The sequence below is a fragment of the Pseudomonas fluorescens genome (genome assembly GCF_000968015.1).
GTDB classification, from domain to species: Bacteria; Pseudomonadota; Gammaproteobacteria; order Pseudomonadales; family Pseudomonadaceae; genus Aquipseudomonas; species Aquipseudomonas fluorescens_W.
In genome coordinates this window covers 276,485-290,973 of sequence record NZ_LACH01000002.1, presented here as the reverse complement: position 1 = coordinate 290,973, position 14,489 = coordinate 276,485, and the positions used below count along the sequence as shown (strand labels likewise).

General features: G+C 59.3%; 16 protein-coding genes. 9 read left to right on the top strand and 7 right to left on the bottom strand.

What is annotated here, in order from left to right:
* Position 1 precedes the first annotated feature (1 nt).
* The gene (locus VD17_RS02505) at positions 2-1,330 is read left to right on the top strand and encodes a TolC family outer membrane protein (protein WP_046052513.1); all 1,329 of its coding nucleotides are present in this window, start codon (positions 2-4) and stop codon (positions 1,328-1,330) included.
* A gap of 574 nt (positions 1,331-1,904) precedes the next feature.
* On the top strand, positions 1,905-3,434 hold the full coding sequence (locus VD17_RS02500) for a cytochrome c family protein (RefSeq protein WP_259674524.1): 1,530 nt from the start codon (positions 1,905-1,907) through the stop codon (positions 3,432-3,434).
* 60 nt (positions 3,435-3,494) lie between these two features.
* Here the strand turns inward: VD17_RS02500 and VD17_RS02495 are convergent, their stop codons facing one another.
* Both VD17_RS02495 and VD17_RS02490 read right to left on the bottom strand, forming a co-directional pair.
* Positions 3,495-4,325, bottom strand: coding sequence for a nitrilase family protein (locus VD17_RS02495; RefSeq protein ID WP_046052512.1), 831 nt, complete (start codon positions 4,323-4,325; stop codon positions 3,495-3,497).
* Positions 4,322-5,821 carry a purine-cytosine permease family protein gene (locus tag VD17_RS02490; protein ID WP_046052511.1) on the bottom strand — a complete coding sequence of 500 codons (1,500 nt, stop codon included), beginning with the start codon at positions 5,819-5,821 and terminating at the stop codon, positions 4,322-4,324. The genes VD17_RS02495 and VD17_RS02490 overlap by 4 nt, the downstream gene beginning before the upstream one ends.
* Before the next feature lie 147 nt (positions 5,822-5,968).
* Between VD17_RS02490 and VD17_RS02485 the strand changes: the two genes are divergently transcribed.
* Positions 5,969-6,871, top strand: coding sequence for a LysR family transcriptional regulator (locus VD17_RS02485; protein ID WP_046052510.1), 903 nt, complete (start codon positions 5,969-5,971; stop codon positions 6,869-6,871).
* Between the two features lie 30 nt (positions 6,872-6,901).
* Here VD17_RS02485 and VD17_RS02480 read toward each other — a convergent pair whose 3' ends face one another.
* Together VD17_RS02480 and ggt are read right to left on the bottom strand one after the other, a co-directional pair.
* Complete coding sequence (locus VD17_RS02480; RefSeq protein ID WP_046052509.1) at positions 6,902-7,435, bottom strand: cysteine hydrolase family protein; 534 nt, start codon at positions 7,433-7,435, stop codon at positions 6,902-6,904.
* Positions 7,436-7,689: 254 nt separating this feature from the next.
* Positions 7,690-9,417, bottom strand: coding sequence for a gamma-glutamyltransferase (gene ggt, locus VD17_RS02475; protein ID WP_046052508.1), 1,728 nt, complete (start codon positions 9,415-9,417; stop codon positions 7,690-7,692).
* Between the two features lie 150 nt (positions 9,418-9,567).
* On the opposite strand from ggt, the gene VD17_RS02470 reads away from it, so the two are divergent.
* Positions 9,568-10,080, top strand: coding sequence for a methylated-DNA--[protein]-cysteine S-methyltransferase (locus VD17_RS02470; RefSeq protein ID WP_046052507.1), 513 nt, complete (start codon positions 9,568-9,570; stop codon positions 10,078-10,080).
* 118 nt (positions 10,081-10,198) lie between these two features.
* On the opposite strand, the gene VD17_RS02465 is transcribed toward VD17_RS02470, so the two are convergent.
* Positions 10,199-10,792 carry an NUDIX domain-containing protein gene (locus tag VD17_RS02465; RefSeq protein WP_046052506.1) on the bottom strand — a complete coding sequence of 198 codons (594 nt, stop codon included), beginning with the start codon at positions 10,790-10,792 and terminating at the stop codon, positions 10,199-10,201.
* A 61-nt stretch (positions 10,793-10,853) separates the two neighbouring features.
* Positions 10,854-11,291, bottom strand: coding sequence for a hemerythrin domain-containing protein (locus tag VD17_RS02460; protein ID WP_046052505.1), 438 nt, complete (start codon positions 11,289-11,291; stop codon positions 10,854-10,856).
* A 146-nt stretch (positions 11,292-11,437) separates the two neighbouring features.
* On the opposite strand from VD17_RS02460, the gene VD17_RS02455 reads away from it, so the two are divergent.
* A complete protein-coding gene (locus VD17_RS02455) occupies positions 11,438-11,863 on the top strand; it encodes a GNAT family N-acetyltransferase (RefSeq protein ID WP_046052504.1) in 426 nt (141 codons plus the stop codon).
* A 181-nt stretch (positions 11,864-12,044) separates the two neighbouring features.
* On the opposite strand, the gene VD17_RS02450 is transcribed toward VD17_RS02455, so the two are convergent.
* On the bottom strand, positions 12,045-12,395 hold the full coding sequence (locus tag VD17_RS02450) for a hypothetical protein (RefSeq protein WP_008154821.1): 351 nt from the start codon (positions 12,393-12,395) through the stop codon (positions 12,045-12,047).
* A gap of 160 nt (positions 12,396-12,555) precedes the next feature.
* Here VD17_RS02450 and VD17_RS02445 point away from each other — a divergent pair, with 160 nt between their 5' ends.
* The 4 genes from VD17_RS02445 to tusD all read left to right on the top strand — a co-directional run bounded on the left by VD17_RS02445 (position 12,556) and on the right by tusD (position 14,488).
* Entirely contained in the window at positions 12,556-12,804 is a 249-nt protein-coding gene (locus VD17_RS02445; protein ID WP_008154823.1) for a hypothetical protein, read from the top strand.
* Positions 12,805-12,824: 20 nt separating this feature from the next.
* Complete coding sequence (locus tag VD17_RS02440; RefSeq protein ID WP_046052503.1) at positions 12,825-13,154, top strand: DUF6388 family protein; 330 nt, start codon at positions 12,825-12,827, stop codon at positions 13,152-13,154.
* Positions 13,155-13,189: 35 nt separating this feature from the next.
* Positions 13,190-13,894 (top strand): YoaK family protein, encoded by a 705-nt coding sequence (locus VD17_RS02435; RefSeq protein ID WP_046052502.1) that lies wholly within the window; start codon positions 13,190-13,192, stop codon positions 13,892-13,894.
* Positions 13,895-14,095: 201 nt separating this feature from the next.
* Positions 14,096-14,488: a sulfurtransferase complex subunit TusD gene (tusD, locus tag VD17_RS02430; protein WP_008154829.1), complete on the top strand. Its 393-nt coding sequence runs from the start codon at positions 14,096-14,098 to the stop codon at positions 14,486-14,488.
* Position 14,489 lies beyond the last annotated feature (1 nt).

Genomic DNA, 14,489 nt, shown 5'->3' with positions numbered 1-14,489 from the left:
AATGGAACGTCATGGCCTGTTCTTCTGCCTGCTGGCGCTGTCCCTCCCGACCAGTGCCATGGACCTCAAACAAGCCTGGGATTTGTTGCAGTATCAAGGCCCTGTCTATCGCGCCGCCGTGCATGAAAAGGAGGCCGGTGCGCAAAACCGCGACATCGGCAGGGCCGGCCTGCTACCGCAGATCAGTGCCTCGGCCTACGACAACAAGGTCAATGGCACCCAACGCCAAGGCGGCGTCGAAAGAGATCTCGACTACACCTCCAAGGGCGCTAACGTGCGCCTGCGCCAGCCACTGTTCAACAAACAGAAGATGGCCGAGTACCGGCAGGGCAAGCAGCGTGCCGACTACAGCGTCGCGGTGTTCGATGCCAAGAGTCAGGACGCCGCAGTGCGCCTGGCTGAAAGCTATTTCGACGTGCTCCTGGCCAGCGAAACCATCACCCTTGCCAAGTCCAAACTGAACGCCTTCGACGAGCAACTCGCTTCGGCGAAACGGCGCATGGAGTTGGGGGCCGGCACCATCACCGACATCGACGAGTCGGCCGCTCGCCGCGACCTCGCCGCGGTTGAGCTAATCGAAGCGCAGGACAACCTGGTGAACTCGCGCCGCAAGCTTGAGGAATTTATCGGTGAAACTCCCGAATCGCTGACCACCTTGCGTCCGAGCTTCGATACACCACCGCTGCTACCCGGCAACCTGCAAGACTGGTTGGTCAAAGCCCAGGCCGACAGCCCGCTGATCCATGCGCGCCGTTATAGCAGTGACCTCGCCGAAGAAGAAGTGAAACGCGCCAAGGCCGGTCACTGGCCAACACTCGATTTTGTGGCCGGCTACACCGCGGGGGACAGCCAATCGATCTCCGAGTTGAATCAACGCAACCGCTACGGCTCAGTCGGGCTGGAAGTAAACTTTCCGTTGTACAGCGGTGGCGGCACCACCGCGTTGACACGCCAGGCGAGTGCCAATAGCTATAAGGCCCAGGACGAGCTCGACGCCACGCGTCAGGAAGTCATCACCGGTACCACCCGTGAGTATCGCGGCGTAGAGAGCGGCGCCCAACGTATTCACGCGCTGGAGAGGGCCGTGGAGTCCAACGAACGCTCACTGAACTCGACACGCAAGGGCTTCAAAGAGGGGGGCACCAGCACCAATGCGGACGTCCTCAATGCCGAAGAGCTGCTCTTCGTTGCGCGCCACGATCTGTTCGAGGCCAAGCTGCGCTACTTGATGTCGCGCCTGCGGCTGGCCTCTTCGGTGGGCAGTCTGGGCGACGACGATATCGACCACATCAACGACTACCTCGGCCCGGAACTGTTGGTCACCAACTGACGTTCACCTGTGCCGCACTTCTACAAGATGGTCGACAAAACCCAGGCACAACAGCGTAATGCCGATCAGTTAAGCCATTTCAGCAGCAACGCCTGTCTTGTAGCAGCTGTCGAGCCTGCGAGGCTGCGTTCGGCTGCGAAGCAGTCGTAAACCCTGTGTATGCGGTGCGTCTGACGCACCGCATTGTCTGATTTCACGACTGCTGCGCAGCCGAACGCAGGCTTCGCCAGCTGCTACAAAGTTTGCGTTGCGGCTTAACTGATCGGCATTGCCCCCCCCCCCCCCCCCCGCTTTCGGAGTGAACTCCCCCACTAATGGGTGCCGTTCCCCCGCAGTATTCGCGTCTTGATCAGCAAAAAATTCAGTTTCCGACCACTGTTTTCTGGACCTTCAGGCATTGCACATCTTTTGTCACAGTCCTTGCAACGCAATGACCGAGTGAGCTTCTCCCGTTCATGAAAGGTGGAGAGTCGAGGAGCTGTACCTGTAACCAATGGCTTGCAGGATGAAGTAACCCTGTCAACTCAATGGAAGTGCTGCCGTCATCCTCTGCAACCGTCTCGGGGAAACGCTTATGAACCACCCCACTTCCAAACACACGCCCAGGCCGGATGAATTACTGGCAGCCTTTGTCCACAACCTGATCTATCTGGCGATCAGACCTTTCGTTCGCCGCTTTTTATGCTTTCTGGCTTGCCTGCTGACGGTCACGCTAGTGGCGGCCGACGAACCTCAGGGCAATGACAATCAGGAGAATGAGAAGTGGCTGGAGCCGGCACGCTCCAAGCTCATGCATGTGATTGGCCGGATGCCGTTCTTTCCGCATCGGGCCAATACCACCGGTAACCTGGTTTTGAATGTAAAAGACTTCGACAATGCCCAGGTATGTGGCGCTTGCCATACGGAGATCTACAAGCAGTGGCGCTCGTCGATGATGTCCCAAGCCTGGGATGAACCCATCTATCGGGCCTTGCTCAAGCGTGCCAGTTCGGCCACCGAGGGGAAGGTCGATAATTTCTGCACCGGCTGCCATACCCCGATCGGTCTCACGACCGGGCAAATCACTCCGGAAATCAATCGCTCCACGATTGAAGACAGCACGAAAAATCATCCGATGCCTGGGGTCGATTGCGAGACCTGCCACAACATCAGTGCTCGCACGGGCCTCGATAACGGCGCCTATGTCATGAGCCCTCGAGCGCACGGTAAACCGACTAAGTTCGGCCCGCGTAAAGATGCCGTTTCGCCCTATCACGACACCGTTTATTCCGCTCTGCACACGCGCTCGGACTTTTGCGGCACTTGCCACAACGTCACGCACCCGTTCAGCGGTGTGGCGGTCGAGCGAACCTATGACGAATGGCAGGAGAGCGCCTACAGCCTTAACGATATAACCTGCCAGAGCTGCCATATGCCGGGTTTTGCGGGTAAGGCCGCGATCATGGGGCCAGACCGCGAGCAGGTCGCCTCGCATTGGTTCAGCGGAGCCAACGCTATGATGCTCCAGCATCTCGGTCAGGATGCGGGCGCGCAACGCGGGCGCGACATGCTCGCGCACGCGGGGGAAATAACGTTCCAGCAACTGCCGACAACCATCATTCCCGGGCAATACACCTCGGTAGCCGTGAAAGTTGCCAATATCGGCGCCGGGCACAAACTGCCGACCGGCTTTCCGGAGGGACGGGAGATGTGGATCGATTTCCGGGTGCTGGATGCCAGTGGTCGCGAGCTCTATCGGCTGGGCTCGATCAAGGACGGCAAGACCGAGGACAACACGCGAAATTTCAAAGTGCACATAGGCGACAAGGACGGCAATCCGTTGGACGTCGAGGTCTGGAATGCCACACAAATTCTCTCGGACAACCGCATTCTGCCCAAGGGCTACGATGTTGGAGTGTTCACTTTCCTGGTGCCGGCCGACGCCGTCGGGCCGCTCTCCTTGACTGCCGAACTGAACTACTGGCCGTTTTCGCAGAAGCTGGCCGACTACCTGCTTGGCAAGGATAAGTTGCAGGTGGAAATAACCCAGATGGCCAAAGTCACACAGAGCGTACCCCTGTCGGCAAGCCTGCCAGTCGTCGGTGCAAACACTGCGCACTTTTAGTTGCGCAGTGTCGACGTCCAGGCTGGCCCCGAGCACTGCGTGTGCGCCGTCTATTACGCCTTACGGGAGATACAACTGCGACCGCCGATCCGCATGCAAATCATTACGCGCACTGATTCGCTTGTTCCGCGCCTCAGCAAGATTCAGCGTCGCCAGCAAAATCTGCTCGCCACCCTGCTCCGCCGGCCCTGCCACAGGGTAGCCATCGGCATCGACGATCACCGAGCCTTGCACCCAACTGACCCCACGTTCATGACCATGCCGATCACACGCGGCGATGAACATTCGGTTGACCGAGGCGTTGGCCTGGACTCGCACCACTTCGGCCGGACGCTCGGTTTGCGGCCGTGGCCCATCGGGCCAATTGACCGGTGCGCAGAGCAGGTCCGCACCCGCCAGCGCCGGCAGTCGCACCCACTCGGGGAACTCCAGGTCGTAGCAAATCAGCATGCCAATCCGTCCATGAACGGTTTCTACAACCGGCGGCGCGTCGTTTCCGGCGCTGAAGATTTCATTCTCGCCATCCCACAGGTGCGCCTTGCGGTACACGGCGCGCAGGCCTTGGGCATCGATCATCGCCGCACTGTTGGCCAGTTCATCGCCGGCTAACCGCTCGCAGAATCCACCCACCACGACGATGTTCAATTCTTGGGCCAGCGCCGTCCACAGACGCAAGGTCGGCCCTTCGACGGTTTCCGCCAGGGACAGGGCTTCGCTGCGGTCGGCAAACAAGTAGCCGCTCTGGACCAGCTCAGGTAGCACCACCACCTGGGCGCCCTGGTAAGCCGCCGAGCGAATCGCCCGTTCGGTCAGCTTCCGGTTGTAAGCGAGGTCGCCTATTTTCGGCGCGAGTTGGCAGCAGGCGACCACGGTACTTTGGGTGCTGTTCAACGCCCCTCCTCCACAGACTGATGAGCCATGGAAACTATGTCGCTCTCGGTAATCGAGTCAATGATCCGGCGTTCGTACTCAAGGTCTATCGAACGGCTGAGGAGGTAATACGTCAGACCCGAGACCACCAGGCCCACCAGCCAGGCGATATCCACGCCTTCAAGCATCCGCGCCAGCGGCCCGACGAACACCTCTTTGCCGGCCGACGCATCAAAGATGTAGAAGAACGGCACCATGGCGGCGAAGCCGATCAGATAAGAGACGATGCCGCGAAATTGCCAGGCGCCGTAAATGCCCTTCGGCGTGAAGAAATGCGGAATCGCGTAGCGGCCTTTGCGTACGAAAAAGTAGTCCACCAGATTGACCGCGGTCCATGGCACGAGGAAATACAGGAGCAGCACGAGGAAGGTGTTCAACAGGGCGATGCCATCGCCTTTGATCGACAGCACACAGGTCAACAGAATGACGCTGATCGCGGAAATCGACATCACTCGGGCGCGGGGTGTTGGTGTGATTTTTTTGATCGAATCCACACCCGTCAGCAACGTCAGCATGGCGCTGTAGGTGTTGAGCGCGATGATCGGCAGAAAGCCCAACACCGAAACGATGACCAACACATTGCCCAGGCCTGGAATCATCGAAGAGCCAACCTGATTCAACGCCACCAGCGCATCCGCCGCTTTCAACTGCTGTGCGAGCCAGGCCCCAAGGCCGATCATCCAGCCGCCCGACAACGACGCACCGATGAACACCGCGGCGATCAGTTTTGGTCGACTGGTGTTTTTCGGCAGGTAACGGGAATAGTCAGAGACATAAGGCGCATAGGAAATGTTGTAGCTCGCGCCAATGGCAAACAGCGTGGCAAAGGCAATCCAGCTGAAACCCAGGTCGGTCGCCGGGGTGACGCCCTCCTGGCCTGCGCCGAACATCAAGGCGATGGTGACCAGCGCATACAGCGGCAACGTGGCCAGCAACGCCCACTTGAAGGCTTTGTGCATCAGGTCGTGGCCGTAGATCGACAGCAGCGCGCCGATCAGCACCACCGCGACGGCGACGATGGTAGGGTCGATGCCGAACACATGTTCGAGGCCGTTCATGATCAGCGAGATGTTCACTACGTTGAAACCGACGAACACAAACATCGTCGCCATCAACGCCAGGATCACCCCGCGATAACCAAACTGCGCACGCGACTGGATCATTTGTGGAAGGCCCATTTCCGGACCTTGCGAGCCATGAAACGCCATGAAAATGGTGCCGAACATGATGCCCAGCGCACCGGCCAACATCGTCCACAGCGCCGACAAGCCGAGGCTTGGGCCGACAAAACCGATGGAGATAGTGAAGAAGTGGAAGTTGCCTAGAAACCAGAAAGGGCCCTGGCTGCTGAGCTTGGCGTGACGTTCGTTTTCCGGAATGTAATCGATCGAGTGGCCTTCGATGGCCAACCCGTTGCTCGCCTCGATGGCTTGCGCAGATTGAGGGGACCCTGACATATGCGTGTTCCTATGCTGGTAATTGTTGTTTTTATGGGCAAAGTGCCGGTTTCATTGCAATGTAGGGCGTTGGTCAGGGCTGTAAAATATCGCAGGCACACTGTTTACATAGATCCACGTCTATGTAAGTGAGTATCGGGAGCACGCATGCTGGGAACTGTATCGGAACTGGATCTGCGTTTGATCCGGGTGTTTCTGACCGTCGTTGAGGCGGGCGGGATCTCGGCCGCGCAAACGGCGCTCAATACCACGCAACCCACCATCAGTGCGCAATTGGCGACGCTGGAAGCGCGGGTGGGGTTTCGTCTCTGCGAGCGTGGGCGCGGTGGATTTTCGGTGACGCCCAAGGGCAGCCAGTTTGTCGAGGCGGCGCGCCGATTTCTGGCAGCTGCCGAAGGGTTCCGGGTTGAAGTCCAGCACATCAATCGCAAGGTGTCGGGCAACATCAACATCGGCCTGCTCGGCCAAATCGACCCGGTGGCCAACAAGAAAATTGCCCTGGCCATTGCGCGGTTACGGTCCCGACATGAAGGGCTGTATTTCCATTTCACGGAGCTGTCGTCATCGCTGCTGGAAGAGAAAATCATCAACGGCCATATCGATCTGGCAATCGGCTATTTCTGGCACCGTCTGCCCAATATTGATTACTTTGCGTTATTCCAGGAAACCCAGATCGCCTATTGCGCCCCCACCCATCCACTGTTCGAGCAAGTGGGCGAGCTGACCCGGGATGACGTCAGCGACTACGACTGGGTATGGCCCAGTCATCCTTTGCCGGAAATGCCGGCGCCCGCCTCGATTGAACGATTGACGGTACTCACCGACAGCATGGACGGCGCCGCCCTGCTCATTCTGTCGGGCCAGCATTTGGGGTTTCTGCCGCAGCACTATGCGGCGAAGCATGAACAGCTGGGACAGTTGCATCCGCTGAATCCTGAGCTGTTGCGCTATGAAGTCGGCTTTCATGCAGCGGTCAGGCATTCAGCGCGCCAGCGGGATCTGGTCAGTGCTTTTCTGACTGAATTGATCGAGATTTTCGGGGCTGTGTAAGCGTCAACGGGAGCAAGCCCCTCGCCCGTTTCAGATGCGGATTTCGTTGGTCGGCATGACATCGATCCGCGCCACCGGGCCCGTCAAGTGCGCCAGGTCTGCATTGTGCTCGGTGATGATGTCTTCGGCGGAGAGGTTGCCGTTGTCGACGGTGGAATGCGCATCGGCGGCGAGCACTACGTCATAGCCCAGGTTCAGGGCCTGGCGGACAGTGGCGTTGACGCAATAGTCGGTTTGCAGCCCGCAGATGATCAGGCGGTCGATGCCCAAATCCTGCAATTGGGCTTGTAAGTGGGTTCGGTAGAACGAGTCTCGATTGGTTTTTCGCACGCGAAGGTCTTGCGGCGAAGTCCTCAGGCTTTCGGCCAGTTGCCAACCTTCGGAACCGTGTTGCAGCTGGTCGCCCTTTTCTTCGTGCTGGATGAGGATGACCGGGACGCCCGCTTCGCGAGCCTTGGCACTGAGGTTGTTGATGTTCTCGATAACGCGCTCGATCTCAAAACAGGCGTACTCGCCAGTGCACAGGGCGCGCTGGACGTCGATGATCAGCAGTGCGGTAGCCATGAGCTTCCTCCCTTGATAGGTCGGTGAATCGGAAACGGATTCAGAATCCGTTCCCCTTTTAACTTGTAGCAGCTGTCGAGCCTGCGAGGCTGCGTTCGAGCGCGAAGCGGTCGTAATCCAGCAAATGTGGTCTACCTGAATGAACGCGGTCAACCGATTTACGACTGCTACGCAGTCGAACGCAGCCTCGCAGGCTCGACAGCTGCTACGGGATCGGGGGCCATCCACAAGAATTGGGATGGCCCCGATCTGCCTCAATAACCGAGCGACAACCCGGTATTACGACGTGGGTCGTTCGCTCCATAGAAACGGTTCTTGCCGACCGGTTTGCCCTCCAGCGACGGTGCGCCGACCAGAATCGCCGCCACATGGTTGGCATCCTGCGGTCCGGCAAACTTGTGCCCCCAACTTTCGAGCATCTTCACCGTATCAGGGCTGGTAGTGAAGGTCTCGAGGTTGGTTTCTTCCGGCAACCACTGCTGGTGGAAACGCGGTGCATCGACCGCTTCCTGGATGTTCATGCCGTAGTCGATCACGTTGAGCATGGTCAGCAAGGTTGCGGTGATGATGCGACTGCCGCCAGGGGTGCCGACCACCATGACGACTTTGCCGTCCTTGGTGACGATGGTCGGGCTCATGGACGACAGCGGTGCCTTGCCGGGAGCGATGGCGTTGGCCTCCCCTTGCACCAGGCCGTACATGTTTGGCACGCCGATTTTCGAGGTGAAGTCGTCCATTTCATCGTTGAGGATGACCCCGGTTTTGCTGGCCATGACGCCGGCGCCGAACCAGTCGTTCAAGGTGTAGGTCACCGAGACCGCGTTGCCCCACTTATCGACGATGGAGTAATGGGTGGTGTTGCTGCCTTCATGTGGCGCTACGCCGGGTTTGAGCTCGCGGGACACACCGGCCTTTTTCGGATCGATGGCGGTGCGGATTTTGGTGGCGTAGTTTTTATCCAGCAGATGGGCGATTGGGTTTTTCACGAAATCCGGGTCGCCCAGGTAGCTGTTGCGGTCCACGTAAGCGTGGCGCATCGCTTCAATCTGGTAGTGCATGCTCTGGGCCGAGTGATAGCCCAGGTCTTTCATCGGGTAGCCTTCGAGAATGTTCATGATCTCGCAAATCACCACGCCGCCAGAGCTTGGAGGCGGTGCCGAGACCACATGGTAGCCGCGGTAATCGCATTCAATCGGGGCCAGTTCGCGGGTCTTGTATTTGTCGAGGTCGGCCTGGGTGATGATGCCTTTGTTGGCCTGGCTGGAGGTGACGATGGCATCGGCCACCCAGCCTTTATAGAAGCCGTCGGCGCCGTTCTCGGAGATTTCACGCAGGGTCTTGCCGAGGTCTTTTTGCACCAGTTTCTGACCGACTTGCATCGGCTCGCCGTTGCTCAGGAAGATCGCACCGGAATCCTTGATGTCCTTCTTGAACACGTCGGTGGCGTACTCCAGCAACTCGACATCGCCCTGTTCCAGCACAAAACCGTCTTCGGCGAGCTTGATGGCCGGGGCGATCACTTCCTTGCGCGGTTTGGTGCCGTATTTCTTCAGCGCCAGTTCCATGCCCGACACGGTGCCCGGCACGCCAACGGCCAGATGACCACGGGTGCTCAGGTCAGGGACGACGTTGCCCTCCTTGTCGAGGTACATGTCGGCGGTGGCGGCCAGCGGTGCTTTTTCACGGAAGTCGAGGAAGGTCTTGCGACCGTCCGCCAACTGAATGGTCATGAAACCGCCGCCACCCAGGTTGCCCGCGGCAGGATAAACCACCGCCAGCGCGTAACCGACCGCTACCGCGGCATCGACGGCGTTGCCGCCGTTCTTGAGCACATCGACGCCCACGTGACTGGCCAGATGCTGGGCGGTGACGACCATGCCGTTTTCGGCCGCAACCGGCGCCACGGAGGCCGCGTAAGCACTGAGACAGCTGAGCGCCAATGAGGTCGCAATCAGCGATTTGGCAAAAGGTTCGAACTTCATGAGTCGGTCTCTTTTTGTTTTTAGGTTCTGTAAAAAAACACAGGGAAGGCTTCAAGAGCAGAGGCAAGTATGGCTGGGATTGCGTATTGCGCCTCCCCGTCGAGGCAGTATGCTTGGCCTCTGCTCAGCACTTTTACGGAGTCCACCGGCATGAGTTACACCTTCATCACCCTCGCCACGCCGGTGGGCGAGTTGAAGCTGGTCGCGAACGGCTCGCGACTGGCAGCCATCCTCTGGGAAAACGACAAACCCGGCCGGGTGCGGCTCGGGCCAATGCGCGAGGCACCGGATAATCCGATCCTGATGTGCACCGCTCAGCAGCTGCGGGAATACTTTGCGGGCACGCGCAATCGTTTCGACCTGGAACTGGATTTTTCCGGGACGGAATTTCAGAAGAAGGTCTGGGCGGCGCTGCTGACCATTCCGTTTGGCGAGACCCGCAGCTATAGCGAGATTGCCCGGCAGATCGGCAACCCCAGTGCAGTCCGCGCGGTGGGTGCGGCGAATGGCAAGAATCCGATTTCGATTGTTGCGCCGTGTCATCGGGTGATTGGCGCTTCGGGGAAACTCACCGGGTTTGCCGGTGGACTTGAGGCGAAGGAACAGCTGCTGACGCTGGAGGGCGGGCAATGGGGCGAGACTGGACGACTGGAAGGCTTTTGACCTTGTAGGAGCTGCCGCAGGCTGCGATCTTTTGATCTTCAGCGTCTTCAAGGGCACCGAAGATCAAGATCAAAAGATCGCAGCCTGCGGCAGCTCCTACAGGGATTGTGTGCGCCTCTTAAACTGCGGCGAAGATGTTTTTCATCGCCGCATACTGAAGCAGCATGATGGTCTTCGCATCGCAGATTTCCCCGCGATAAAACGCCTCAAGCGCGTCGTCGAACTTCCACTCCAGCACTTCCAGTTCTTCGGTCTCCTCCTCCAGCCCGCCGCCATCACTGACCTTGGAAGCGGCGTCGTACTCAGCGATGAAAAAGTGCAGTTTTTCGGTCACCGAGCCTGGGCTCATATAGGCCTCGAATACCTTGTGCACATGGTGCACGCGATAACCGGTTTCTTCCTCCGCTTCTTCGCGGATGCGCTCTTCAGGCGCCGCACCTTCGAGCAGCCCCGCCGCCACTTCGATCAGCAACCCATCGTGGCCGTTGACGAACACTGGCAGCCGGAATTGCCGGGTCAGCACCACGGTTTTCTTTTCGCGGTTGAACAGCAGAATCGCCGCGCCGTTGCCCCGGTCATAGACCTCGCGGGTCTGGCGTTGCCATTCGCCGTTGTTGCGCAGGTAATCGAAGGTGATTTTCTTGAGCAGGTACCAGTCGTGGGACAACACCTGGGACTCGATGAGGTTGACCCGCTCGGCTGTATTCGACATGACAACGCATCCCTTTTTTCGTCAGAAGGCGCCCATGTTAGGCGAAAACGAAAGCCTGGCGCTAAGAAAGCTGAGCCTTGTATTCCTTCACATATTGCCCTGCCAGCGTCTCTTTCTGTTTGTCGTCGAGTAGTTTGCCGGCCATCTGGAAGAACTTCTGCTCTTCCTCTTCCAGGTGGTGATTGACCTTCTCGGCGAGCTTCTTCGCGACCACCAGCCAGGCCGGGCTGGACATCTCGGTCTCGTCCAGTTCCTCCATCATTTCGTCCATCGCGTGATGTTCTGCAATGGCATGACGGCTGAGGTCGACACCGTTATCAAACTCCATCAACGGGATGTAGAAATGCCGCTCTTCAGCGGTTTCGTGGGCCTGAAGTTCGGACTTGAGCTGCTTGTAAGCCTCGACCCGTTCCGGGGTGTCGCCGCTGGTCTGGATCAGCGCATCGGCATAGGTGCGTTGGCGGTCGTGGCTTTCGCGCAAGGCTTCGAAAATATTCACGGAAGTGTCCTCATAGGCCGCGTTCTGGAATGACGCTGTTTAGGCTAGACATCTGCACGATGACGACGGTTCCACTTGTTCTCAGGGGATGGAACAAGGCTTGCTACCGAGATAGGCTGCCACTTCACCGCCATAAGGATATAGCCATGACCCTGCGAATCGAGTTGACGCAAAACCCCACGAATGAAGACCGTGAAGCGATCCTTACGCCGTTGCGCGCCTATAACGCCGCGCAGGCGGGAGAGGCGAACCCGCAGCCGATCGCCTTGCTGGTACGCGACGACAACGACGAGATTCTCGGCGGACTCTATGGGCGAGTGTTTTACCGGTGGTTATACATCGAATTGCTGTCGGTACCGGAGCAGGCCCGGGGACAGGGCATGGGCTCGAAGCTGATGCACATGGCCGAAGACCTGGCACGGGAGAAGGGATGCGTGGGGGTCTGGCTCGACACCTTCGACTTCCAGGCGCCGGGGTTCTACCAGAAGCTCGGCTACAGCGAGTTAGGCCAGATCGCTGACTACCCGCCGGGCCACAAGCGCTTCTTTTTCCAGAAGCGCCTGACTTACTGATCACACAAAACCCTGTGGGAGCAGGCCTCATTTTCATGATCGACACAGAACAAATGTGGGAGCGAGCTTGCTCGCGATGGCGGCGGGTCAGTCAACATCTACGTTGAATGATAAACCGCTATCGTCGGAACGCCGCCCGGAGCAAGCTCGCTCCCACAGGGGTGTGCGTCAGCCCGTCAGGTCAGAGGCAGGTCGCCAACGCCGCCAGTCGGCGCTTGGCGACAAAGTCGTCATGCTGCGCGTAATAATTCAGTACGGTGGCGGAAGCGTCGGTCTTCACGTCCACAAAGGACTCCGCCGAGCGCGTGTAAACGGTGGTGCCGCCCTTCTCGCCAGGCTGCAAATACGCGCCCGCATCGACACCGAACACCGCCTCGTCCTGCCAGGAAAACTGCACACACTGGGCGACGACTTTTTCCGGTTTGTCCGACGTCAGGGTTTTGTACGGGGTTCCAGTGCGGGCGTCGTTCATCGCCGAGCCCGCGCATCCCGCCAGCAACGTTACGGCCAGCGCCACCATCAGAATTCGCATTGCGTTCGCTCATCAAGAAAAAGCGGACTGTATCACCGCGGCACGGCGTATCGTTCTGCTTTACTTCATTTATACCGCGACACCGAGTGACGATTCGCGCACCCTGTCGCGCCATTAACACCGCATCGCCCGTTTTCCGGGCTTATTTTCTGGAAAGGTCATGACACCCAACGCCGAATATTACAAACCGACCGCTGAATATGCCGACAAGCTGATCAGCCAGATCGGTCAGACGCCGTCCTGGATTGCCAAGCGAATTGGCGTCACCGACAAGCGGATTCGTTACATCCTCGACGGCGAAAGAACCGTCAAAGGTGAAACCACGCCGATTCAAATGACGTATCCCGAGCAGTTTGCCCTCGAATGCCTGGCAGCAGCGGCCAAGGCCAGCAAGAAGCAGTCTTCGTAACCCAGCCTCAAGGAGCGACCATGGCGGCAACCGAACAGCAACACGAGCAAGCGTTGAAGAGGTTTCTCGATGAGCGCCCGGAACTGCGCGTCGAACTCGATAACCTCAACCCGCTGTTGGCTCAGGCCAAGGGCGAGACCGCGGCGCAGTACCGCGACGAGCGCTTGCATGAAGCCTTCGAAGCCGAGGCCGAGCGCCTGGGATTGTTTGCCTGGGAGCTGACGCTGCAACTGACTGCCGCGACGGCCGAGGACTATCAGGCACAGCGCCTGGAAGTGCACAAGGAAGTGGCCGAGATGGCCGGCATGGACTGGCTGGAGTATTGCGAGTTATATGGGTTGAGTAAGTGACCCTGACGGTCGCTGCCTGAGGACGACCTTCGCTGATGTTGCCATCCCTCTCCACTGACCGCGCCAGTCCAGGCCATCTGCATACCCGCAAATGGCGCGGAAGGATCGGCATGTCGCTGGTGGCCAGCCTCTCGGTGCTCGCGGGCATGACCGACGCCATCGGCTTCATGGCCAGCGGCGATTTCGTCTCGTTCATGAGCGGCAACACCACCCGCCTCGCCGTCGCCATCAGCGACGGCGACCTGAGCCTGACCTTGCGCCTGGTGATCCTCGTCGGCACCTTCATCGTCGGCAACGCTTTGGGCATTGTCGTCAGCCGCCTCGGCGGTCGCCGCGCGCTGCCCTTGCTGCTGTGCATCGCCACGCTGCTCTGCGGCGCCGCCGCCTGGCCCTACGACGAACAATTGCCAGCGCTGCTGGCCGCGATCATCGCCATGGGCATGCTCAATGCCGCCGTGGAAGAAGTGAACGGCCTGCCGGTCGGCCTGACCTACGTCACCGGCGCCCTGTCACGCTTCGGTCGTGGGTTGGGACGCTGGATGCTCGGCGAACGGCGCAACGGTTGGCGTGTGCAACTGATTCCCTGGACCGGGATGTTTGCCGGCGCGGTACTCGGCGCCGTGCTGGAACATCACCTGGGGCTCAAGGCGTTGTTTGTCAGCGGTCTGCTGGCCGGCGCGATCGGGCTGCTGTCGCTGAAAATCCCGCGGCGCTGGCAGCTGGGGTATATGCCACGCTGAGCGGCGCCGGTCAGGCCGCCATCGCGAGCAAGCTCGCTCCCACAAGGGATCTGTGGTGGATTTCAATGTTGTGCACGACACAACTCCCTTGTAGGAGTGAGCCTGCTCGCGATGGTCACGACTCGGTCTACGAGTAAACGCCCTTCGCCGCCCCGGCCATAAAGCTTTATCATGGCCGCAGTTTTACTGATCGAGTCCGTCATGAAGTTCGCCATCGCGCTGTTTTCCGCTGCCCATGCGCCCTCCTCGCGCCGCGCCCTGCTGTTTGCTCAGGCTGCGCTGGCCGGTGGGCATGAGATTGTCCGGCTGTTTTTCTATCAGGACGGTGTCTACAACGCCTCTGGCAGTGTGGTCACGCCGCAGGATGAACAGGACTTGCCCAAGCAATGGCGCAACTTCGTCACCGAGCATCAACTGGACGGCGTCGTGTGTATCGCGGCCGCCCTGCGTCGTGGCGTGCTGAACGAAGAAGAAGCCGGGCGCTATCAGCGTGAAGCCGTGGCGGTGGGCGCGCCGTGGGAGTTGTCTGGTCTCGGCCAGTTGCATGACGCGGTGCAGGATGCTGACCGCTTGATCTGTTTCGGAGGCGCGTGAG